Source organism: Pseudomonas sp. Bc-h (assembly GCF_002080045.1).
Taxonomy (GTDB): Bacteria; Pseudomonadota; Gammaproteobacteria; order Pseudomonadales; family Pseudomonadaceae; genus Aquipseudomonas.
The window spans coordinates 41,946-64,029 of sequence record NZ_MUIN01000017.1 but is presented as its reverse complement, the minus strand read 5'-3'; the positions used below and the strand labels follow the sequence as shown (position 1 = coordinate 64,029).

The 22,084-nt window shown below is 61.5% G+C and carries 24 protein-coding genes; 9 read left to right on the top strand and 15 right to left on the bottom strand.

What is annotated here, in order from left to right:
* Positions 1-50: 50 nt before the first annotated feature.
* From BWR59_RS29720 to nrdR, 12 genes are all read right to left on the bottom strand, one after another.
* On the bottom strand, positions 51-842 hold the full coding sequence (locus BWR59_RS29720; RefSeq protein WP_081569405.1) for a cobalamin-binding protein: 792 nt from the start codon (positions 840-842) through the stop codon (positions 51-53).
* The gene (locus tag BWR59_RS29715; protein ID WP_081569236.1) at positions 842-1,267 is read right to left on the bottom strand and encodes an MFS transporter; all 426 of its coding nucleotides are present in this window, start codon (positions 1,265-1,267) and stop codon (positions 842-844) included. Before BWR59_RS29715 ends, BWR59_RS29720 begins: the two co-directional genes overlap by 1 nt.
* Positions 1,264-1,881 carry a GTP cyclohydrolase II gene (gene ribA / locus BWR59_RS29710; RefSeq protein ID WP_081569235.1) on the bottom strand — a complete coding sequence of 206 codons (618 nt, stop codon included), beginning with the start codon at positions 1,879-1,881 and terminating at the stop codon, positions 1,264-1,266. Before ribA ends, BWR59_RS29715 begins: the two co-directional genes overlap by 4 nt.
* A gap of 111 nt (positions 1,882-1,992) precedes the next feature.
* Positions 1,993-2,715, bottom strand: a complete 723-nt coding sequence (locus tag BWR59_RS29705; protein WP_143490988.1) for a transporter substrate-binding domain-containing protein — start codon at positions 2,713-2,715, stop codon at positions 1,993-1,995.
* Between the two features lie 67 nt (positions 2,716-2,782).
* A complete protein-coding gene (locus tag BWR59_RS29700) occupies positions 2,783-3,292 on the bottom strand; it encodes a phosphatidylglycerophosphatase A (protein ID WP_081569234.1) in 510 nt (169 codons plus the stop codon).
* Entirely contained in the window at positions 3,289-4,254 is a 966-nt protein-coding gene (thiL, locus tag BWR59_RS29695) for a thiamine-phosphate kinase (protein ID WP_081569403.1), read from the bottom strand. The genes BWR59_RS29700 and thiL overlap by 4 nt, the downstream gene beginning before the upstream one ends.
* Positions 4,255-4,293: 39 nt before the next feature.
* A complete protein-coding gene (gene nusB / locus BWR59_RS29690; RefSeq protein WP_081569233.1) occupies positions 4,294-4,794 on the bottom strand; it encodes a transcription antitermination factor NusB in 501 nt (166 codons plus the stop codon).
* Complete coding sequence (gene ribE, locus BWR59_RS29685; RefSeq protein WP_074756916.1) at positions 4,791-5,267, bottom strand: 6,7-dimethyl-8-ribityllumazine synthase; 477 nt, start codon at positions 5,265-5,267, stop codon at positions 4,791-4,793. The genes nusB and ribE overlap by 4 nt, the downstream gene beginning before the upstream one ends.
* A 145-nt stretch (positions 5,268-5,412) precedes the next feature.
* Positions 5,413-6,504 carry a bifunctional 3,4-dihydroxy-2-butanone-4-phosphate synthase/GTP cyclohydrolase II gene (ribBA, locus tag BWR59_RS29680; RefSeq protein WP_081569232.1) on the bottom strand — a complete coding sequence of 364 codons (1,092 nt, stop codon included), beginning with the start codon at positions 6,502-6,504 and terminating at the stop codon, positions 5,413-5,415.
* A gap of 17 nt (positions 6,505-6,521) precedes the next feature.
* A complete protein-coding gene (locus BWR59_RS29675) occupies positions 6,522-7,193 on the bottom strand; it encodes a riboflavin synthase (RefSeq protein ID WP_081569231.1) in 672 nt (223 codons plus the stop codon).
* A gap of 46 nt (positions 7,194-7,239) precedes the next feature.
* Positions 7,240-8,379: a bifunctional diaminohydroxyphosphoribosylaminopyrimidine deaminase/5-amino-6-(5-phosphoribosylamino)uracil reductase RibD gene (gene ribD, locus BWR59_RS29670; RefSeq protein WP_081569230.1), complete on the bottom strand. Its 1,140-nt coding sequence runs from the start codon at positions 8,377-8,379 to the stop codon at positions 7,240-7,242.
* Between the two features lie 2 nt (positions 8,380-8,381).
* Complete coding sequence (gene nrdR, locus BWR59_RS29665; RefSeq protein ID WP_165869747.1) at positions 8,382-8,846, bottom strand: transcriptional regulator NrdR; 465 nt, start codon at positions 8,844-8,846, stop codon at positions 8,382-8,384.
* 173 nt (positions 8,847-9,019) lie between these two features.
* On the opposite strand from nrdR, the gene BWR59_RS29660 reads away from it, so the two are divergent.
* From BWR59_RS29660 to trxA, 3 genes are all read left to right on the top strand, one after another.
* Complete coding sequence (locus BWR59_RS29660; protein ID WP_081569228.1) at positions 9,020-9,472, top strand: YbaY family lipoprotein; 453 nt, start codon at positions 9,020-9,022, stop codon at positions 9,470-9,472.
* Positions 9,469-10,122 carry a 50S ribosomal protein L11 methyltransferase gene (locus BWR59_RS29655; protein WP_081569227.1) on the top strand — a complete coding sequence of 218 codons (654 nt, stop codon included), beginning with the start codon at positions 9,469-9,471 and terminating at the stop codon, positions 10,120-10,122. Before BWR59_RS29660 ends, BWR59_RS29655 begins: the two co-directional genes overlap by 4 nt.
* Positions 10,123-10,225: 103 nt before the next feature.
* A complete protein-coding gene (trxA, locus tag BWR59_RS29650; RefSeq protein ID WP_081569226.1) occupies positions 10,226-11,098 on the top strand; it encodes a thioredoxin in 873 nt (290 codons plus the stop codon).
* On the opposite strand, the gene BWR59_RS29645 is transcribed toward trxA, so the two are convergent.
* Positions 11,092-11,448 carry a hypothetical protein gene (locus BWR59_RS29645; RefSeq protein ID WP_081569225.1) on the bottom strand — a complete coding sequence of 119 codons (357 nt, stop codon included), beginning with the start codon at positions 11,446-11,448 and terminating at the stop codon, positions 11,092-11,094. The two genes, trxA and BWR59_RS29645, sit on opposite strands and share 7 nt — an antisense overlap.
* A gap of 162 nt (positions 11,449-11,610) precedes the next feature.
* Between BWR59_RS29645 and BWR59_RS29640 the strand changes: the two genes are divergently transcribed.
* The 5 genes from BWR59_RS29640 (at position 11,611) to BWR59_RS29620 (ending at position 15,580) form a co-directional block, all read left to right on the top strand.
* Complete coding sequence (locus BWR59_RS29640; protein WP_081569224.1) at positions 11,611-12,180, top strand: DUF2796 domain-containing protein; 570 nt, start codon at positions 11,611-11,613, stop codon at positions 12,178-12,180.
* Between the two features lie 64 nt (positions 12,181-12,244).
* Complete coding sequence (locus BWR59_RS29635) at positions 12,245-12,955, top strand: ABC transporter ATP-binding protein (protein WP_081569223.1); 711 nt, start codon at positions 12,245-12,247, stop codon at positions 12,953-12,955.
* 1 nt (position 12,956) lies between these two features.
* Entirely contained in the window at positions 12,957-14,222 is a 1,266-nt protein-coding gene (locus tag BWR59_RS29630) for an ABC transporter permease (RefSeq protein ID WP_081569222.1), read from the top strand.
* Between the two features lie 10 nt (positions 14,223-14,232).
* Entirely contained in the window at positions 14,233-14,754 is a 522-nt protein-coding gene (locus tag BWR59_RS29625) for a DUF3299 domain-containing protein (protein ID WP_081569221.1), read from the top strand.
* A 139-nt stretch (positions 14,755-14,893) separates the two neighbouring features.
* Entirely contained in the window at positions 14,894-15,580 is a 687-nt protein-coding gene (locus BWR59_RS29620) for an OmpW family outer membrane protein (protein ID WP_081569220.1), read from the top strand.
* A 158-nt stretch (positions 15,581-15,738) separates the two neighbouring features.
* Here the strand turns inward: BWR59_RS29620 and BWR59_RS29615 are convergent, their stop codons facing one another.
* Together BWR59_RS29615 and BWR59_RS29610 are read right to left on the bottom strand one after the other, a co-directional pair.
* Entirely contained in the window at positions 15,739-16,668 is a 930-nt protein-coding gene (locus BWR59_RS29615; protein WP_081569219.1) for an NAD-dependent epimerase/dehydratase family protein, read from the bottom strand.
* Complete coding sequence (locus tag BWR59_RS29610) at positions 16,661-17,545, bottom strand: sugar nucleotide-binding protein (RefSeq protein ID WP_081569218.1); 885 nt, start codon at positions 17,543-17,545, stop codon at positions 16,661-16,663. The genes BWR59_RS29615 and BWR59_RS29610 overlap by 8 nt, the downstream gene beginning before the upstream one ends.
* Positions 17,546-17,692: 147 nt before the next feature.
* Here BWR59_RS29610 and BWR59_RS29605 point away from each other — a divergent pair, with 147 nt between their 5' ends.
* Entirely contained in the window at positions 17,693-22,006 is a 4,314-nt protein-coding gene (locus BWR59_RS29605) for a DEAD/DEAH box helicase (protein WP_081569217.1), read from the top strand.
* Positions 22,007-22,084 lie beyond the last annotated feature (78 nt).

Here is a 22,084-nt window from a genome sequence, read left to right as displayed (position 1 = left end):
CCAGCGGTAGCGATCTCACGGACGTTACCGCCCGCGAGCGGTGCTGCAGATTATTGAGTTGGCCCGGGAAAAAGACTTTCACATAACTTTTGCACCGCCCCCACCATCTGCCCACTCGGCCGCTCGACGCCTGTGTCCGGCACCACCACAAAGCGTGCTTTCAACGAGGGCCAGGCTTTCCACATGCTCAGCTGGGAAACCGAGCCTGCGACAACGATTTCGGGGTTTCGCTGCAATACAGCTTCCAGACTCACCTGCGGCGCTGGCTGACTCAGGTCATCAAACACATTCCGCGCGCCGCACACGCTCAACGCATCACTGATGATCTGACCACCACCCACCGTGTACAGCGGCTGATTCCACACCTGATAAAACACGCTGATGGGTGCATCGCGGTGATAGCGCTGACGCAGCTCAACCAGCCGCTGACGAAACTCCCCTGCCACCTGACGCCCACGCTCGCCGCGCCCTAGACGCGCGCCGATCTGCTCGATCTGGTCCGCCAGCTCATCCAGCGAATGCGGCTCGGCAGTGAAGGTCGGGATATGCAAACGCTGCAGCTGATCGCGTTGAGCAGCGCTGACGCTGCCGGGCCAGAGCAGCAAAAGGCTGGGCTGCAAACTCAGCAACCTTTCCATCTCCAACTGCCCGTAATGCCCAACCGACGGCACGGCTGCGAGTTGAGCGGGACGCTCGCCACCATCGAGCACACCGACCAGCAAATCTTCGGCACCCAGTTCAACGACGATTTCAGTGAGCGAAGGCGCGAGGCTGACAACACGTTCAGCAGCGATACACTGCCCCGCCATCAGCACCAGCAAACAGGCGATCAGCCGGCGCATCATGCCAACTGGCGAGGGATGCGATAGAGGTACAACAGCACGACACTGGACAACGCCAACAGGGCGAGCGGCACGGCTTCCAGATCGGCGAACACCGCCAGCGCAGCGATCCAGGCGGGAATACCGGCGAACAGAAACGCCGTGCGCCGATCTGCCGCGAGGCGCAACCAGGCGGCGGGCTCTTCAGGGGTGTCGAGTGCTTTTTGCGTTGCGATCAACGACCGCTTATAGACGCCGAATGGCTTGAGACTCAGAAACATCGAGGCGATGCCTGCGATGAACAGTGGCATGGCGAACACCGACGGGGTGGTGGTCGCTTCGTCGCCGCCGAAAAACACGCAGACAACCAGCAGCGGCCCCAGCGTCAATGCCAGTTGCCGCCACCACGCCAGCGCCAGACGACGGCGCACGTTGCCGCGTGTCACGCCGGATCGACCTCGCTCTGATGTTCATTACCCATCATGTGACCGAGTTTCCCCGCCTTGGTCGCCAGATACAGCTTGTTGTGCGGGTTGTGGCCAGTGTGCAGCGGCACGCGCTCGGCGACAGTGATGCCCATGTCGGTCAGTGCTTTGACCTTACGCGGGTTGTTGGTCATCAGACGCAGCGACTTCACGCCCAGATGCTCCAGCATCGGCAAGCAGATCGCGTAATCACGTTGGTCGGCCGCAAAGCCCAGGCGTTCGTTCGCTTCGACAGTATCAGCACCGCCGTCCTGCAGTTCATAAGCACGGATCTTGTTCATCAAGCCAATGCCGCGTCCTTCCTGACGCAGGTACAACAGAACACCCCGACCTTCAGCCGCAATGGCGCGCAAAGCAGCCTCGAGTTGGGAACCGCAATCGCAGCGCTGGCTGAACAAGGCATCGCCTGTCAGACACTCGGAATGCACGCGACCGAGAACGGGGGCGCCATCCGACACATCGCCGAGGCTAAGTACTACGTGCTCGCGACCGGTTTCCTGCTCGAGGAAGCCGTTCATTTTGAAAGTGGCAAAAGGGGTAGGCAGCTTGGAAGCCGCGACAAATACGACGGGCACCGTGTGCTCCTGATCAGTATGAGGACTGGAAATTAGCAAGGCGGCATTGTAACAGCAGGTACCCGCAGGCGCTTAGGCTGAATTGTCGGCCATTCAGATCAGGAAGTTTGATCATTGTCTGGCCCCGGCCTTGCCCGCAGCATCGCCTGTGTCGAACGGATAGGGCTGTTTCCAGCGCACGAATATTGGCCGCAGCTTGCCTGAACGGACCAGTTGCGCTATGCGCTCATCGAATAGATCACGCAGGAAACGGCCTCGCTCGTTGTCTGCAAAACTGAGATAGAGCGGGATAGCCGTCAGATAAGTCGTGCGAAACCGCTGGGGCTCCTTGCTCTGCGCGAGGATGAAATCCACTTCCGGCTTGGCGTCAATGTACAGATCGGCTCGCGCGTGCTCGAGCATCGGCAGGATGTGATCGCGTCGGGCGACCTCGTTGAAATGTTTTACGTTGGGAAGATAATGCTGAAACTCATAGCCGCGAACCCAGGCCAGCCGATAGCTTCCCAGGGTCTTCAACGTCGGAGCGGGGTTAGAGGCAAGACCCACTGCGTAGATTTCGTCAGTGTCGTAATGCCATTTGGGGTACAGCGTGCCTTCGACCTCATTTTCGTAGGCGCCGACCCAGGCGTCCGCTTCCCCGCGCTGCACCAGGCCGACCGCGCGGGTATAGGGTTCGATACGGGACTGGACCTTGATTCCGGCGGGCTCGAAGACTTCACGCATCAAGTCCCAGCCCAAGCCGGTTCCGTCCGCTTCGGTGTAGGCATTCCACTGTTCGCTGACCAACACGATGTCATCGGGTTTCTCGTCGGCAGACGCTACATCGGCCGCCATCCACAACCCAACCAACAGCGACAGCCCCAGCAGCCATTTCATCCCAACGCGGCCCATGGCTCGTTTCCTATATCACTCCCCACACCCAGACTAGACCCTGCATCGCCAACCAGGCAAAAACGCCCGCCAGAACATCGTCGAGCATGATGCCGACGCCGCCGTGTACGTGTTTGTCGATCCAGTGAATGGGCCACGGTTTGAGAATGTCGAAGAAGCGGAACACCAGAAAACCCACCAACAGCCAGACCCAGCCTTCGGGCACCAGCCACAGGGTTATCCACATGCCGACCATTTCGTCCCAGACGATGCCCTCGTGGTCATGCACGCGCAGATCGTCCGCCACTTTGCCGCATAGCCAGAAGCCGAACAGCATGGTCAGCCCCAGCATCAGCCAGTAGCCCCAATCCGGCAACATTTGCCACAGTGGAATGAACGGCACGGCAACCATCGAGCCCCAGGTGCCGGGCGCCTTGGGCAAGGTGCCGGAACCGAAGCCGAAGGCCAGGAAATGCCAGGGGTTGGTCCATACCGACGGCGGAACGTTTTCCGCCGGGACCTGATTAGGATGGTCTGTCACCGTGTCTCCCGAAAATGTTGATAACCCCGAGTCAACGGAGTGACGTCCTGTCCATGTTCATCGATAAGCGCCACGCCCTGCCCCTCGACGACCTGCCCGATAACGAACACGGGCTGACCAGCGGCAAGCAGATCAGCCAACCATGATGGCGGCAATGTGAACGCCAGTCTGTAGTCGTCACCGCCACTAAGCGCGGCATTGAGCGCTTCATCAGGATCGAAAAACGCCTTTAGCGCGTCAGACATCGGCAACTTGTCGCGCTCGACCAGCAAGCGTACGCCCGATGCCAACGCGATATGCCCACAATCGGCGAGCAAGCCGTCGGAGATGTCCAGCGCCGCCGTGGCCTTGTCGCGCAACGCCAGGCCCAGCTCGAACTGCGGCTGCGGCGACCAGTAGCGCGCCAGCAGAGCCTGTGTGGTAGACGCCTCGGTGCTGCGCTGGTTCAACACCAGCGGCAATGCCCCGGCACCATCGCCCAGCGGGCCGCCGACGCACAGCAGATCACCGACTTGAGCGCCGCCGCGGGTCAATGCCTTACCAGAGGGAACTGAACCGAACACCGTCACCGTCAGGCTCAACGGCCCACGGGTGGTATCTCCGCCAATCAGGCGCATTGAGCAGCCTTGGGCCATGTCGTTCAAACCGCGGGCGAACGCCTGCAGCCAGTCGGCGGAAACGTCCGGCAAGGTCAGTGCGAGGGTAAAGCCAATGGGGTTGGCGCCCATCGCTGCCAGATCGCTGGCAGAGACGCCGAGGGCACGCTGGCCCAGCAGGAAAGGATCGCAGACGTCGGGGAAATGCACCCCGGCCACCAGCGTGTCGGTGGATATCGCCAGCTGTTCGCCAGAGGCCACCGACAACAGGGCGCAGTCGTCGCCGATTCCCAATGCGACACCTTCGCCGGGCTGCGCACAAGGCGCGGCGGCGAAGTAATTGCGGATCAGCTCGAACTCGCCCATGGCGTCAAACACTAGAGGTTCTGGAGAGACCCAGACGCCTCAGCGCTTGTGAGCCTTGACTTCGACTTCGCGCAGACGCGGAGCCAGCTTGTCGAGTACGCCGTTGACGAACTTGTGGCCGTCGGTCGAACCGTAGACTTTCGCCAGCTCGATGCCTTCGTTGATCACCACGCGATACGGCACGTCGATGCGCTCGAGGAACTCCCAGGTGGACAGGCGCAATACGGCCAGTTCAACCGGGTCCAGCTCGTCGATGGTGATGTCCAGGCATGGCGTCAGCGCGACGTCGATCTCAGCCTTCTTCGCAGGAACCCCGTGCAGGATTTCACGGAAGTAGGCGGCGTCGACATCGCTGAAATCGTTGTCGACACGGAACTGTGCTTCGATTTCGTTCAGCGACTGCTTGGCCATGTGCCATTGGTAGAGCGCCTGCATGGCAAGCTTGCGCGCAGCACGGCGCTTTTCACTCTTCGATGGTTTGCCAGCGTCGGCCGGGCGTGGGTCGCGCGGGTTGAACTGATCGCTTTCGTCGTTAATCACTTGGCCTCCAACTGCGCCAACAGGCTGACCATCTCGATGGCGGACAGCGCAGCTTCGGCACCTTTGTTACCGGCCTTGGTGCCGGAACGTTCGATGGCTTGTTCGATGGAATCGACGGTCAGTACGCCGAAAGCGACTGGCACACCGAACTCCATGGAAACCTGAGCCAGGCCTTTGGTGCATTCGCCGGCAACGTATTCGAAGTGCGGAGTACCGCCACGGATCACGGCGCCCAGGGCGATGATCGCGGAGAACTCGCTGCGTTGAGCGACTTTCTGTACTACCAGCGGAATTTCGAAAGCACCCGGCGCGCGGATGATGGTGATGTCGCTTTCGCTCACGCCATGGCGAACCAGGGCATCAACGGCACCGCTCACCAGGCTTTCGACGACGAAGCTGTTGAAGCGGCCAACCACCAGGGCATAGCGACCTTGGGGGGCGATGAAGGTACCTTCGATGGTCTTCAGGGTCATTCGGCTGAGTCTCGTGTTCTCGTATTAAAGAGCAAGCAAGCGCGCATCAGGCGCGCGTGCTGGGATTTTAGGCCACGAATCGGCGACCGCAGGAACAAAAACCGCGAAAACATCAGCGTTTTCACAGCCCCTGACCTGCCAGTCTTTATTCGGAGGGCACGTATTCTACAACTTCCAGATCGAAACCGGATATCGCGTTGAACTTCATTGGCGAACTCATCAGGCGCATTTTTCGTACGCCAAGGTCGCGAAGGATCTGCGAACCAGCGCCAACGGTGCTGTAAGTGGTCGGCGTCTTGACCGGTGCTGCGCCTGCGGTTTCCCGCACATGGGCCAGAACGGCATCGCCATCGAGGGGGTGACCGAGCAGCAGAACGACACCGCTCCCTGCCTCTGCAACCGCCGTCATGGCGGCACGCAGGCTCCAGCGGCCGGGCTGTTTGACCATCAGCAGGTCGCGCAGCGGGTCCATGTTGTGCACCCGAACCAGTGTCGGTTCATCCGCGCAAACCTTGCCCAGGGTCAGCGCCAGGTGAACATCACCTTCGACCGAATCACGATAGGTCACCAGATTGAACTGGCCCAGTTCGCTGTCCAGAGGCTGCTCGGCAATCCGCTGAACGGTACGTTCGTGGATCATCCGGTAATGGATCAGGTCGGCGATGGTGCCGATCTTGATGTTGTGCTCGGCGGCGAAGGTTTCGAGTTCAGCACGGCGGGACATGGTGCCGTCGTCATTCATGACCTCACAGATCACGCCAGTCGGCTCGAAACCGGCCATGCGCGCCAGATCGCACGCTGCTTCGGTGTGACCGGCGCGGGACAGGGTGCCGCCCGCCTGTGCCATCAGCGGGAAGATGTGGCCCGGGCTGACGATATCTTCGGCCTTGGCATCCTTCGCGGCGGCGGCCTGAACGGTGCGGGCGCGGTCAGCAGCGGAAATACCGGTGGTCACGCCTTCGGCGGCTTCGATGGAAACGGTGAACTTGGTGCCGAAGCCCGAGCCGTTGCGCGGAGCCATCAGCGGCAGCTTCAGGGTTTCGCACTTCTCGCGGGTCATCGGCATGCAGATCAGGCCACGGGCGTAACGCGCCATGAAGTTGATGTGCTCGGCCTTGACGCATTCGGAGGCCATGATCAGATCACCTTCGTTCTCGCGATCTTCGTCATCCATGAGGATGACCATCTTGCCTTGGCGAATGTCTTCAACCAGTTCTTCGATGCTGTTGAGCGCCACGCGGCACCCCCTTCAATTCAGGATTTGAGGTAGCCGTTGGCGGCCAGAAAGCTTTCAGTAATGTTGCCGCCCTGGGCCGGCGTCGGGTCGGCCGCCTTGTCACCGAGCAGCAAGCGCTCCAGGTAACGTGCCAGCAGATCCACCTCAAGGTTGATCTTACGGCCCGGGCGGTAGTCGCCCATGATCGTCTCGGACAGGGTGTGCGGCACGATGGTCAGCTCGAATTCGGCGCCATTGACGGCGTTCACGGTCAGGCTGGTGCCATCGACGGTGATAGAACCCTTGTGTGAGATGTACTTGGCCAGCTCACGCGGAGCACGCATGCGGAACTGGATCGCACGGGCGTTTTCTTCGCGGGACAGCACTTCGCCAACGCCGTCGACGTGACCGCTGACCAGGTGGCCGCCCAGGCGCGTGGTCGGGGTCAGGGCTTTTTCCAGATTGACGCGGCTGCCGGTCTTCAGATCGACGAACGCCGTGACGTCGAGCGTTTCGCGGCTGACGTCTGCCCAGAAGCCGTCGCCCGGCAGTTCGACTGCAGTCAGGCACACGCCGTTGACAGCGATGCTGTCGCCAAGCTTGACGTCGCAAAGGTCGAGTTTGCCGGTCTCTACATAAACGCGGACATCGCCGCCTTTGGGAGTAATGGCGCGGATGCTGCCGATGGATTCGATAATGCCGGTAAACATGGGTCCTCCGGGAGAACAGGGCCAGCGTTGATACGATGGCCGAAAATTATACGCTCGCGCTCGTCGCAGGTATTGCGATGACTCGCCAGTCATTTCCGATTGCGCGCATTTCGACGATTTTCAGTTCGAACGCCTCGTTCATTTGTGCCAGCGGCAGGTCCAGCAGCGGACGCGCCGAGGAGCCCATGAACTTGCCGGCGACGAAAATCTGGAATTCGTCGACCAGACCCAAACGAGTGAAAGCGCCTGCGAGTTTGGGACCGGCCTCGACCAGCACGTCGTTGACGCCACGGGCGGCCAGCTCGACCAGCAATTTGCGCAGATCGACATGCCCCCCGCTGCTCGCCAGCGCGAGCATTTCATGGCCTTCATCGTGATAGCGCTCGCGCGCCGATGCCGCCGCGCAAGTGACAACCAAGGCACTGCCCGCCTTGAAGAACGGCGAGTCCAGGGGCACCCGCAGACGGCCATCGATCAGCACACGCAACGGCGGGCGGGTCATGGCCAGGGCGGTCAGTTCGGCATTCAGGCCCAGCTCATCGGGGCGAACGGTGAGCCGCGCATTATCGGCCAGCACTGTGTCGGCACCGGTCAATACCACACTCGACTGGGCACGCAGACGCTGCACCGCCGAGCGCGCTTCGGGCCCTGTAATCCACTGGCTTTCGCCGCTGGCCATGGCCGTGCGGCCGTCGAGACTCATCGCCAACTTGACCCGCACATAAGGCAGGCCGTGTTCCATGCGTTTGAGGAAGCCCTTGTTGATCGCCCGCGCCTCGCCTTCCAGCACGCCGCTCTGTACAGCGATACCGGCGCTCATCAGACGCAACAGGCCGCGTCCGGCGACATCGGGGTTGGGGTCTTGCATCGCGGCGACCACGCGACCGACGCCGGCATTGACCAGCGCTTCGGCGCAAGGCGGCGTGCGTCCATGATGGCTGCAGGGTTCGAGGGTGACGTAGGCAGTTGCGCCACGGGCTCTTTCGCCGGCCTGACGCAGCGCATGAACCTCAGCGTGGGGCTCGCCCGCGCGAACGTGCCAACCTTCGCCAACCACTTCGCCGTCGCGCACGATCACGCAGCCGACCCGTGGATTGGGGTGCGTCGAGTAGACGCCCTTGCGTGCCAGTTCCAGCGCTCGCGCCATGTAAAACGCGTCGAGCACGCTTTGCTCTGTGGAGGACATGCTCACTCTTTAACCGGCTCACGGGCCAGTCGGTCGATTTCTTCGCGGAATTCGTTGAGGTCCTGGAACCGCCGATACACCGAAGCAAAGCGGATATAGGCCACTTCGTCGAGTTTTTGCAGCTCGCCCATGACCAGTTCGCCAACGATCAGTGATTTGACCTCACGCTCGCCGGTCGCTCGCAGCTTGCTTTTGATGTGTGCAAGGGCGGCTTCAAGCCGCTCGACGCTGACCGGGCGCTTTTCCAGCGCACGCTGCATGCCGGCGCGCAGCTTCTCTTCATCGAAGGGCTGACGGCTGCCGTCTTGCTTGATCAGACGAGGAAGGACCAGTTCGGCGGTCTCGAATGTGGTGAAACGTTCGCCGCAAGCGACGCATTCACGACGGCGACGAACCTGATCGCCTTCGGCTACAAGGCGCGAGTCAATGACTTTGGTGTCGTTGGCACCGCAAAAGGGACAGTGCATGGTGGCAGGCAACAAAAAAAGGGAGGGCCATGGTAGCGCATCCCACCGGCAAGACAAGTCTCGGGGTTTGAGGTATATAGACGCGCATCCGGTGCAGCGAAAGCTGTCACCCTCGGCGATACTGCGTCTACCTCGCATATCTCACTCGATTCTGTTTTTTGCTGGAGCCGTTCATGACGCTACGTTCGCTTGCTGTAATCAGCCTGGTCGGCCTGCTCGCCGCCTGTAGCACCACTGAGCCGCCCAAACCCGCAGCGCCCGCCAAGCCTGCACCCAACGCGATCAAACTGCCGGAAGGCCCAGGCCCGCTGCTGCCTTATCAGCGCGAGTTGAGCGGGCAGTTGCTGGGCGTCCCCGCCGGCGCCGAAGTCGAGCTGGCGTTGCTGGTGATCGACGAGCGCAATCGCCCGCAAAAGCTGCTGAGCAGCACGATCCTTACCGGCAACAACAAATCGCTGCCCTTCCAGTTGCGCTTCAATCCAGAGGCATTCCCGCAAGGTGCACGGGTTGAGTTGCGCGGCCGCGCCAGCCAGTCGGGGCAATTGATCCTGCACCTGCCGTCGGTGCTGATCGCCAAGCCTGAAACGCAGTCGCTGGGCCAGCTGCAATTCGTCACCGCGCCATGACACCCCCGTTCCACCTGCAGGCGGCATTGAGCGAACTGCTGGGCGATGCCCGACTGGTCGCCGAGCCGCTGCCTGGTACCGACCTGAAGTTGTGGCTCATCGATGCAGACAAGATGGATCGCGCCTTCAGCCCGGACGAGACGCGTCGCATCCTCGAAGATCCACCCTACTGGAGCTTCTGCTGGGCCAGCGGCCTGGCGCTGGCGCGGTTTCTGGCCGAGCATCGGGAGTGGGTCGAGGGCAAGCGCGTGCTTGATTTCGGTGCCGGTTCGGGTGTCGCGGGCATTGCTGCAATGAAGGCTGGCGCGCTGGAAGTGGTGGCGTGCGATCTCGATCCCGTCGCCATCGCGTCGTGCAAGGCCAACGCAGAACTCAACGGCGTAACGCTGGGTTACTCGGCGGACTTCTTTGCCGAGCAAGACCGCTTCGACCTGATTCTGGTGGCCGACGTGCTCTACGACCGCGCCAATCTGCCGTTGCTGGATCAGTTTCTGAGTCGCGGCAAAGAGGCACTGGTGGCGGATTCGCGAGTCCGGGATTTTCAGCATCCGCTGTATCGGCGACTGGGAATGCTGGAAGCCCTCACCCTGCCCGATCTGGCGGAGCCTTGGGAGTTTCGCAACGTGAGCCTGTATCACGCCGCCCGTTGATACTTGGGCGAAGCGGGAATTCCTGTACTTCGAAACACCCCGCTTTCGACAATCCCCCCAGCCCTTTATAGTTGGCCCCATTAAGCCTTTTTCGAGACTTGCGATGAGCCAGGACACGCCGTACATCTTCGATGCGACCACTGCCACTTTCGATCAGTTGGTCATCGAGAATTCCTTTCACAAACCGGTGCTGGTGGATTTCTGGGCCGAGTGGTGCGCGCCATGCAAAGTGCTGATGCCGCTGCTGCAGCAAATCGCCGAGAGTTACCAGGGGGAGTTGCTGCTGGCCAAGGTCGACTGCGACGCCGAGCAGGACATCGTCGGCCGCTTCGGTATTCGCAGCCTGCCGACCGTGGTGCTGTTCAAGGATGGCCAGCCGGTGGATGGTTTCGCCGGTGCCCAGCCCGAGTCCGAGATCCGCAAGCTGCTCGAGCCTCATGTGCAGATGCCGCCGCCTGCTGCCGCTGACCCACTGCAAACCGCTCAGGAAATGTTCGCCGCGAGCCATTTCGCTGAGGCCGAAGCCGTTCTGCAGACCATTCTGAGCGAAGACAACACCAACGCCGCCGCGCTTATTCTGTACGCGCGCTGCCTGGCTGAACGTGGCGAACTGAACGAAGCGCGCACTGTGCTGGATGCGGTCAAGAGTGACGACCACAAAGCCGCGCTGGCCGGTGCGAAAGCTCAGCTGACGTTCCTCGGCGAAGCGAAAGCCCTGCCGGATGCCGCCACTCTGAAGACTCGTCTGGCGCAAAACCCGCAGGATGACGAAGCGGCGCATCAACTGGCGATTCATCAGCTCTCCCGCCAGCAATACGACGCCGCGCTGGAAGGCTTGCTGAAGCTGTTCATCCGCAATCGAAATTACAACGAAGGCCAGCCGCACAAGACGTTGCTGCAGGTATTCGACCTGCTGGGCAACGACCACCCGCTCGTTACGACCTACCGCCGCAAGTTGTTCGCTGCGCTTTACTGATCGACCCAGTGATACTCCGGCGCATCGCCATGGCTTTCGACTTTCACGTTGGAGCTGTGGCGCATGCGCACCATCAATCGCTTGCCCGCCGCAGTACTTCCCGCCAGCCCTTCCAGTTGCCCAAGCAGATCCGGCCCGCTCATGTGCCCGGCCTTGCGCAGCAGGTCTTGAGCTATATCCCAGACCGCATCGTTGCGATTGGCAACCGGCTTGGTAACTGACTCGCCTGCGGGTTTGCTTTCCTGCAATTGCACGCCCAACTGCGAGCCCAGCCGAGCCCAATCGCTCTCGTCCATTTCAACGGTCAGATCCACGGCCAGATCGCCGACGGTTCCACGGATTCGCAGCATGATGTGTGTCCTCTGGTTGACTGAGCGGCATGGTCCCACAGGATTTCCCACGCTGCACCTAATCGCCTGATGCTGCGCCATGGCAAAAAAGTTAATAAACGGCGTGACTTATTGTTATAAGATCACATAACAACTTTTTCATCTTCTCTGGAGCCCTCCCCTATGCGTCGTCTGCTTCTCGCCCTGCCCTTCGCGCTGCTGCCCCTTGCTCTCGCTCACGCTGCCGATGAACATGACCACGATCATGAGCACGGCAGCCTTGGCGCGCATGTGCACGGCGTGGCGCGTCTGGACATGGCACTCGACGGCCGCACGCTGGAGCTGGAACTGGACACCCCGGCGATGAACATTGTCGGCTTCGAACATGCTGCCACCTCTGATGCCGATAAAGCGACCCTGGCCCAGGCGCGCGAAACGCTGCTCAAGCCCCACGGCCTGTTCAGCATTCCCGAAGCCGCAGGTTGTACCGTCACCAAACAGAAGCTCGAAAGCCCGTTGTTTGGCGACAAGGATGACGATCACGACGACGGCGATGCCGACGAACACGAGCACAGCGAAATCCACGGTCATTACCAGTTCAACTGCAACGTCCCGGCAGTGCTGAACAAACTGGACCTGACGCAACTCTTCAAGAGCTTCCCGGCCACGCAGACCATTCAGGTACAACTGGTTACCCCGAAACGCCAGATGGGTGCAGAAGTTCGCCCCAGCAATCCAGTGGTCAAGTTTTAACCAACATGGCTTCACACACGACCGGGACTTGCCGGTCGTTCACTTTTCAGATGCGACTGAGGCCATGACTCAAGCACTTATCGAACTGTCCGATCTCGGCTTTGCCTGGCCGGGGCATCCAGAGCTGCTGGATATTCCGGCATTTCGTCTGGAAGCAGGCGAAACCCTGTTTCTCAAAGGCCCGAGCGGCAGCGGCAAGACGACGTTACTGGGACTGCTGGGCGGCGTACAAAAACCCAATCGCGGCAACATTCGCCTGCTCGGCCAGGAGTTGACGCAACTTTCGGCGGGCGCACGCGACCGTTTCCGCGTCGATCACACGGGTTACATCTTCCAGCAGTTCAACCTGCTGCCGTTCCTGTCGGTGCGTGAGAACGTCGAGCTGCCGTGCCATTTCTCGAAACTGCGTGCCGAACGCGCGACGCAACGCCATGGCAGCGTCGATCAGGCCGCCGCGACACTCCTTGCTCACCTGGGCCTGAAAGACCCGCAGCTGCTGAGCCGTCGCGCCGACTCGCTGTCCATCGGCCAGCAGCAACGCGTCGCCGCTGCCCGCGCATTGATCGGCCAGCCAGAGCTGGTGATCGCTGACGAGCCAACCTCGGCCCTCGATGCCGACGCGCGCGAAGCGTTCATCAAATTGCTGTTTGCCGAATGCCGCGAGGCAGGTTCCAGCCTGTTGTTCGTCAGCCATGATCAGAGCCTGGCGCCGCTGTTCGACCGTCATCTGTCGTTGGCCGAGCTCAATCGCGCCGCCGTCGTCACCGAGGTTTGAGATGTATCTTCTTCGCCTGGCGTTGGCCAGTCTCGCCAACCGCCGCTTTACCGCCTTTCTTACCGCTTTCGCCATCGCGTTGTCGGTCTGCCTGCTGCTGGCCGTGGAGCGTGTGCGCACCGAAGCCCGCGCCAGCTTCGCCAGCACCATCAGTGGCACCGACCTCATTGTCGGGGCTCGTTCTGGCTCGGTGAATCTGCTGCTGTATTCGGTGTTTCGCATCGGCAACGCCACCAACAACATCCGCTGGGACAGCTTCGAGCACTTCGCCAACAGCAAGCAGGTGAAGTGGGCGATTCCGATTTCACTGGGTGATAGCCACCGCGGCTATCGGGTGATGGGCACCAACGAATCGTATTTCGAGCATTACCAGTACGGCCGCCAGCAACATCTGCAAATCGCCGATGGCCGCCCCTTCGCCACCGACCCATTCGAGGTGGTACTGGGCGCCGAAGTGGCCGATGCGCTGCATTACAAACTTGGCGACAAACTGGTGCTGGCCCACGGCGTCGCGGTGGTGAGTCTGGTCAAGCATGACGACAAGCCATTTACCGTCGTCGGCATTCTCAAACGCACCGGCACCCCGGTAGACCGCACGTTGCATATCAGCCTCGGCGGCATGGAAGCGATCCACATCGACTGGCACAACGGCGTTCCCGCGCAGGGCGCCGGGCGTATCACTGCCGATCAGGCGCGCAACATGGACCTGACGCCGACGGCGATCACCGCCTTCATGCTGGGACTCAACAACAAGATCTCGACCTTTGCCCTGCAGCGTGAGATCAACGAGTTTCGTGGCGAGCCCATGCTGGCTATCTTGCCCGGCGTGGCTTTGCAGGAGCTATGGAGTCTGATGGGCACTGCCGAAAAGGCACTCTTCGTGATCTCTCTGTTCGTGGTGCTGACCGGGCTGATCGGCATGCTTACGGCGATTCTCACCAGCCTCAACGAGCGGCGTCGAGAAATGGCCATTCTGCGTTCAGTCGGCGCGCGGCCTTGGCACATCGCAAGTTTGTTGATTCTGGAAGCCTTTGCTCTGGCGCTTGCGGGCGCGGTCAGCGGCCTTGCGTTGTTGTACGTCGGGATCGCCGCGGCCCAGGGTTATGTCCAGGCGAACTACGGTTTGTACTTGCCACTGTCCCTGCCGAGCGCTTATGAATGGACGCTGCTGGGCGGCATTCTCGGCGCGGCGCTGCTGATGGGCGTGGTGCCGGCCTGGCGCGCTTATCGCCAGTCGTTGGCCGATGGCCTGTCGATTCGTTTGTGAGGACCTTGTGATGCGTGGCTTGTGGGTGCTGTTGTCGTTGCTGTGCGCAAGCCCCTTGTGGGCGCAGGACCTGCGGGTGCTGACCTGGCAGGAAATGATTCCGCCCGATGCGCCGCCGGTGAAACTGGTCACGGCGCCCATCCACGACCTGTCGAAAATGGCCGATGCCTTGTCAGTGGAATCCGCGCCCGCCGCTCACCAATTGGCGCCCCACGCGCCAGTAGTCAAATCGCTCGACGGCCAGATGGTGCGCCTGCCGGGTTACATCGTGCCGCTGGAGGTCAGCGAAGAAGGCCGCGTCACGGAGTTTCTGCTGGTGCCGTATTTCGGCGCCTGCATCCATGTACCGCCCCCGCCGCCGAACCAGATCGTCCACGTCACCAGTGAGCTGGGTGTGAAGGTCGACGAGTTGTATCAGCCGTACTGGATCGAGGGGCCGATGCAGGTCAAATCGAGCACCAGCGAACTGGCCGATGCCGGCTATCAGATGGAGGCGGACAAAATTCTGGTGTATGAACTGCCGGATCAGTGAGCATCCCGAGTTCAACAATTCCTTTAGCAGCAGGGCCACGGGTGTTCTGATCAACGCTTCATTGAGCCAGGTCAAAACACTCGCTCCAGTCCCTCCGTAACATTAAGGCATCCCTTTCCAATGCCTTTACGGAGCCCCCATGAACAAGTCCTTGCTCAGCGCGTCGTTGCTCGCGCTCGCACTCGGCGTACCTCTTGCTGCCCACGCTCACCAGGCCGGTGACATCATCGTTCGCGCCGGCGCGGCCACCACTGCACCCAACGAAGACAGCGGCAACTTGAAATTCGACGGCGTCAAGGCACCGGGCACCAAAGCGACATTGGACAGCGACACTCAACTGGGCCTGACTTTCGCTTACATGCTGACCGATCACGTCGGGGTCGAGCTGCTGGCCTCCACGCCGTTCCAGCACACCGTCGCACTCAAGGGCCTCGGCGCGGGGCTGGATGGCAAACTGGCGGATGTCAAACAGCTGCCGCCGACACTATCGCTGCAGTACTACCCGATGGAAGCCAACTCGAAATTCCAGCCATATGCCGGTCTGGGCGTTAACTACACCTGGTTCTACGACGAAAACCTGAGCACTGACCGCAAGGGCCAGGGCATGAACAACCTGCACATCAAAAATTCATGGGGTTGGGCCGGACAAGTGGGGATGGACTACATGCTGACTGACAAGATCATGGTCAACGCTGCGGTCTGGTACGTGGACATCGACACCCAGGCATCGCTGGACGGCCCTTCGGCGCTTGGCGTCGGACGCACCAAGGTCAACGTCGATGTCGACCCGTGGGTTTACATGCTGGGGTTTGGTTACAAGTTCTGAGGCACGTCACTACCCAGGGTCGATGACTCTGTAGCAATCTGGCTCGCCGGCGGTCGCGATTTCGACAACGCCACCGCCGGCAAGCCGGACGGCTACAGGAGTTCATTTGTCCGCAAACGCGAAAGGCACCTTGAAGGTGCCTTTTTGCGTTGCGCGATTCAGCGCCCCAGCAAGCGCGCCAGCCCGACTTTCAACGGCGTTGGCTCAGGAACGATGAAGCGCTCCAGTAACCGTTGGTTGTTGGCGCGGGAGTGCTTGATGTCCCCTGAGCGGGCTGCGAGATAGGTCACCGGCGGCAGACTGCCGACCACCTGTTCGAACGCCGCCAACAGCTCGTTGAGCGAAGTGGTCGCGTTCAAGCCGACGTTCACCGCCCCTTCTTCCACCGCAGGCAGTTCGAAGCCCTGCACCACGAGATCGACCAGGTCTTCGACGTAGAAGAAGTCCCGCGTCTGCTCGCCATCACCGAACACCGAAATCGGCAGGCCCTTCTCCGCGCGCTCGGCAAAAATGCTGATCACGCCGGAATACGGCGAAGACGGGTCCTGGCGCGGCCCGAAGATGTTGAAGAAGCGGAACACCACCGGCTCCAGCCCATGCTGGCGGCGGTAGAAGTCGAAATAGTATTCGCTGGCCAGCTTGTCCGATGCGTAAGGCGTCAGCGGCGCTTTTGCGGTGTCTTCGGTGATGGCTTCACCTTCACCATTGTTGCCGTACACCGCAGCGCTCGAAGCGAACACCACACGCTTGATGCCCGCCTGGCGCATGGCCTCGCAGACGTTCAGGGTGCCGATGAAATTGCTCTGGTGAGTCTTCACCGGATCGTCGACCGAAGCCTGCACCGACGCCACTGCTGCCAGATGCGCCACCGCCTGGCAGCCCGCCGCCGCGCGCGCCACCAGGGCGGCATCGGCGACATCGCCCTCAATCAGTTCGACCCCAGGGTTGTCCAGCGGCAGGTTGCTGCGCTTGCCGGTGGACAGGTCGTCGAGGATGCGCACGGCGTAACCCTTGGCGAGCAAGGCGTCGACAAGGTGAGAACCGATGAAACCGGCGCCGCCGGTGATGAGGACAGGAGCATCAGACATGACGGTAATAGCGGTCCAGTAAGCTGGGCAAACCGGCACGCCATGCGCGGGGCTTGATACCAAAAGTGTGAAGGATTTTCTTGCAGGCCAGCACGGCGTTCTGCGGTTCTTCGGCAGCGTCGGGGCTGGCGGCATGGGCTTGAGCCGTCGGGGCTTCGATGGCCAGTGCACGCATCAGACGCGCTTCTGTAAGGATCGCTTGCCCCAGCGCCAGCGGCGTTGTCGCCTCGTGACCTGCGTAATGATAAGTGCCCCACAGCGGCGCGGCGCAGTCCAGTTGCTTGAGGACCGAGATGATCACCCGCGCGGCGTCATCGACCGGCGTCGGATTGCCACGGCGGTCGTCGGCCATCAACAATTCGTTAGGGGACTCGGCGCGCTTCAGAAACCGCCCGAGCACGCCGTCGGCGCTGTCGTCGAGCAGCCAGCCAAAACGCAGCAGCACATGTTGCGGGCAGGTCGCACGCACGCTTTGTTCGATCCGCCATAGCGCCTGACCACGGGAACCCAGCGGTACAGGTTCGTCTTTTTCGCTGTAGGCAGTCGCTCGCGAGCCATCGAATACGCGATAGCTGGAAGGTTGAACGAGAACGATGTTGTGGTGCTGGCACAGTTCGGAGAGGCGCTCGACGGCGCGCTCCTGAGAGCTCAACCGCTCTGCACTCACGCTCTGCGCCTGAAACCAGTCGAAGTAGTAAGCAAGATTGATCAAGGCATCCGGGCGGGTGTCATCGAGCAGTTGCGTCAGGCTTGCCGCATCCCAACCGTCTTGCGGTGGACGCGGTGCGAGGAATCCAATGTCCTCCTCGGCACCCAGACGAATCAACGCCTGCCCAAGGGCATTCCCGCCGCCCAACAGCATAAGGCGCATTCGCATAGAGTCAGCAGGCTCAGTCTTGAGAAAAATAGGTGAAAAACGCTCACAAACATAACACGTCGATGGACAAGTCCCAACAGGTGGACGGGCAAAGCCCCCGATCACCGGCCCTTGCATCCGCAAGCCAGCGCCCGCATAAATTTACCCATGAATGTTTCCCAGACTCTCGATCCGGTACTCGACGCCTTTCACCCCGCTGTCAGCGCCTGGTTTCGCAACACATTCCCGGCTGTCACGGCAGCTCAGGCCGGGGCGTGGCCGTTGATCAAGCGACGTCAGTCGACGCTGATCGCTGCGCCCACCGGCTCCGGTAAAACCCTGACTGCGTTTCTGGCGGTGATAGACGATTTGGTTCATCAAGGCCTGGACATGGGCGGCGAATTGCCAGATCAGACCTTCGTGGTCTACGTCTCACCCCTCAAGGCGCTGTCCAACGATATTCAGATCAACCTGCAAAACCCTCTCTCGGGCATCACCGAGCAGTTGGCACAACGGGGTCTGCCGCAATTGCGCATCAGCACTGCCGTGCGCACGGGCGATACCCAACAGAAAGAACGCACGGCGATGCGCAAGACCGCGCCGCACATTCTGGTGACCACGCCTGAATCGTTGTACGTGCTGCTGGGCTCGGATTCAGGCCGGCGCATGTTGTCGAACACACAAACGGTGATCGTCGACGAGATTCACGCCATCGCCGCCAGTAAACGCGGCAGCCATCTGGCGCTTAGCCTTGAACGATTGCAGGCGCTGTGTGAACAACCTTTGCTGCGCATCGGGCTCTCCGCGACCCAGAAACCCATTGATCGGGTTTCGCGTTTTCTGGTCGGCAGCGACCCGGTCCGCCGGCCTTGCGCGATTGTCGACATCGGGCATGCGCGGCCCAGGGATCTGGCCATTGAAGTCCCGCCCGTGCCGCTGACGGCGGTGATGGCCAACGACGTCTGGCAGCTGGTCTATGACCGCCTGGCAGAGCTTGCCCGGGAACATCGCACCACGCTGATCTTCGTCAACACCCGACGCCTGGCCGAACGCATGGCTCGGCACCTGAGCGAACGTCTCGGCAAAGAGGCTGTGGCGGCGCACCATGGCAGCCTCGCCAAGGAGCAGCGTCTGGACGCCGAGCAACGGCTCAAGCGCGGTGATCTCCAGGTCCTGATTGCCACTGCTTCGCTGGAACTCGGTATCGATATTGGCGATGTCGATCTGGTCTGCCAGATCAGTTCGCCGCGCTCCATCGCTGCCTTCCTCCAGCGCGTAGGACGCTCCGGCCACCAGGTTGGTGGAACGCCCAAGGGCCGACTGTTCGCCGTTTCGCGGGATGACTTGATCGAATGCGCAGCCCTTCTGGACTGCGTACGACGCGGGGAACTCGACACTCTGTTGATTCCAAAGGCGCCGCTGGATGTGTTGGCGCAGCAGATCATTGCCGAGGTCAGTTGTCAGGAGTGGCACGAACAGGCGCTTCTGGAGCTGTTCCGCAAGGCGTCGCCCTACGCGGAACTCGACGAAGGCCACTATCAGGCGCTACTGGGCATGCTCGCCGAAGGCTACAGCGGCCGTCAGGGCGTGCGCGCGGCCTATCTGCACCGCGACGCAGTGACCGGTACGTTGCGCGGGCGACGCGGTAGCAAACTCACGGCGGTCACCAGTGGCGGGACGATTCCGGACAACGCCGACTACAGTGTGATTCTCGAACCGCAGGCGCTGAACATCGGCACGGTCAACGAAGACTTCGCCGTGGAAAGCATTGCCGGCGACATCTTCCAGTTGGGCAACACTTCCTACCGAATACTGCGCATCGATGCGGGCCGCGTACGGGTCGAAGATGCGCAAGGCGTGCCACCGAACATTCCGTTCTGGCTGGGCGAGGCGCCCGGCCGCAGTGACGAACTTTCCTTCGCCGTGGCGCGTTTGCAGGCCGATATCGACCAACAACTCAGCGCCCACCCGGGCAACTTGCGGCCATGCATCGACTGGCTGATGAAAACCCTGGGACTGGATTCAGCCAGCGCGGAGCAGATTGGCGATTATCTGGCCCGCGCTCACTCGGCCCTCGGCGCGCTGCCCTCCCAGGACACGCTGGTGATGGAGCGGTTCTTTGACGAGTCCGGCGGCACGCAACTGGTCATCCACACACCGTTTGGCAGCCGCGTGAATCGGGCCTGGGGTCTGGCACTGCGCAAGCGGTTCTGTCGCACCTTCAATTTCGAGTTGCAGGCCGCTGCCAGCGAAGACGCGATCGTCCTTTCATTGTCCACCAGCCACAGCTTTGCGCTGGACGAGGTCTGGCGTTACCTCAATTCCAATACCGCCGAGCATCTGCTGATTCAGGCCGTGCTCGATGCGCCGCTGTTTGGGGTGCGCTGGCGCTGGAACGCGGGTGTCGCGCTGGCCCTGCCGCGTTACGCGGGCGGGCGCAAGGTCGCGCCGCAACTACAACGCATGAAGAGCGAAGACCTGATCGCCACGGTGTTCCCGGACCAGATCGCCTGCCTGGAAAACCTGGTGGGCGAACGGGAAGTCCCCGAGCATCCGCTGGTAGAACAGACCCTCGACGATTGCCTGCATGAGGCGATGGACGCAGACGGTTGGCTGGCATTGCTGCGACGCATGGAAAAAGGCGAAGTGCGCCTGATCAGCCGAGACCTGCCTGCGCCCTCCCCTTTGGCGGCTGAAATTCTCAATGCCAAGCCCTACACCTTTCTGGACGACGCGCCGCTTGAAGAGCGCCGGACCCAAGCCGTACTCAATCGCCGCTGGAGCGATCCTGAATCTGCCGACGACTTGGGCGCGCTCGACGCCGACGCGATAGCAGCCGTCAGCGACGAGGCCTGGCCGCAACCGCAGAATGTGGATGAAATGCACGAAGCGCTGATGAGCCTGGGCTGCGTCAGCGGCCCGGAAGCACGGGATCAGCAGGACTGGATGAAATGGCTGGAAAGCCTCGCCCGCTCCGGCCGCGCAACTCGCTTGCAAGTGACGCCCGAGCAAGCGCTGTGGATTGCGCTGGAACGTCTGACCTGCCTCCAGGCCGTCTATACAGACGCTGAGATGCACCCGCCATTGGTTGCGTTGCCAGGTTTCGATGAAGCCTGGAGTGAGGATGACGCCAGAGTCGAGATCGTGCGCGCCCGCTTGAGCGGGTTCGGGCCGTTGACCTTGCAAGCCATCGCCGAGCCTCTGGCCCTGCCGCCCGGCGAGGTCGCTCAGGCATTGGCGCAACTTGAAAACGAAGGCTACGTGCTTCGTGGCCGTTTCGATCCGGGCGCCAGCGAAGAGCAATGGTGCGAGCGGCATCTGCTGTCGCGCATTCATCGCTACACCGTCAAACGCCTGCGCCGGGAAATCGAGCCCGTCTCGTTGCAGGACTTCGTGCGGTTCCTGTTCGACTGGCAGCATCTTTCCACTTCGACACAGAGTCAGGGCAAGGCTGCGTTGCCGGAAGTGGTCGATCAGCTTGAAGGTTTTTCGGCAGCCGCAGGCGCCTGGGACAGCGACATTCTTCCGGCGCGCTTGAAGGACTATTCCCAAAGCTGGCTGGATGACCTGTGTCGGTCCGGCAAGGTGGTGTGGATGCGCCTGACCAGCCGCAACAAGGTTGGCAGCGCGGCGTTGCGCAGTACGCCGATTGTGCTGTTGCCACGCCCTCAGGTACGTTTGTGGAGCGGCCTGACCGAGCAACCTGCGCCAACCGAATTGTCATTGCGCGCGCAGAAGGTGCATGAAGTGCTGTCGACCCATGGCGCGATGTTCTTCGATGAGCTCACTGGCGAAGCGCACCTGCTACGCACCGAACTTGAAAACGCGTTGCAGGAACTGGTCGGCGCAGGCCTTGTTAACGCCGACAGCTTCGCCGGGCTTCGCGCACTGATCACGCCTGCCAGCAAGCGCGCGGCGCACACCAGTCGGCGTAATCGCGGAGCGTTCATTGGCGGGATGGACGATGCCGGGCGCTGGGCCCTATTGCGACGCGCCCCGGTCAAGCAAGCGCCTGCATCGCAACGACTCGACAGCGATACCCTCGAACACATCGCCATGACGCTGTTGCGCCGCTATGGCGTCGTGTTCTGGCGGCTGCTGGAACGCGAAGCGGACTGGCTACCGAGCTGGCGTGAATTGCTTCGCACGTTCCACCGTCTGGAAGCGCGAGGCGAAATTCGCGGCGGGCGCTTTGTCGCGGGACTGGCAGGCGAACAGTTCGCACTGCCCGAGGCGATTCCGTTACTGCGTGAAGTGCGCAAGCGCCCGCTGGATGGAAGCTTGATCGGTGTGAGTGGCGTTGATCCGCTGAACCTGGCCGGCACCTTGTTGCCAGGCGCGAAGGTCCCTGCGGTGGTGGGTAATCGTCTGGTGTATCGCGACGGCGTTCCCATCGCCGCTATCGTCGCAGGCAAACCGCAATACTGGGGCGAACTGGATGCGGGAATGATGCTGCAGGTGCGGGATCGGCTATTTCGATAATCGCCGGACCGCCTCAATTCTGTAGCGGTCCGGGTTGCCAGCAGCAAGGATTTCAAAACCGCCCACGCCAGCAAGCCA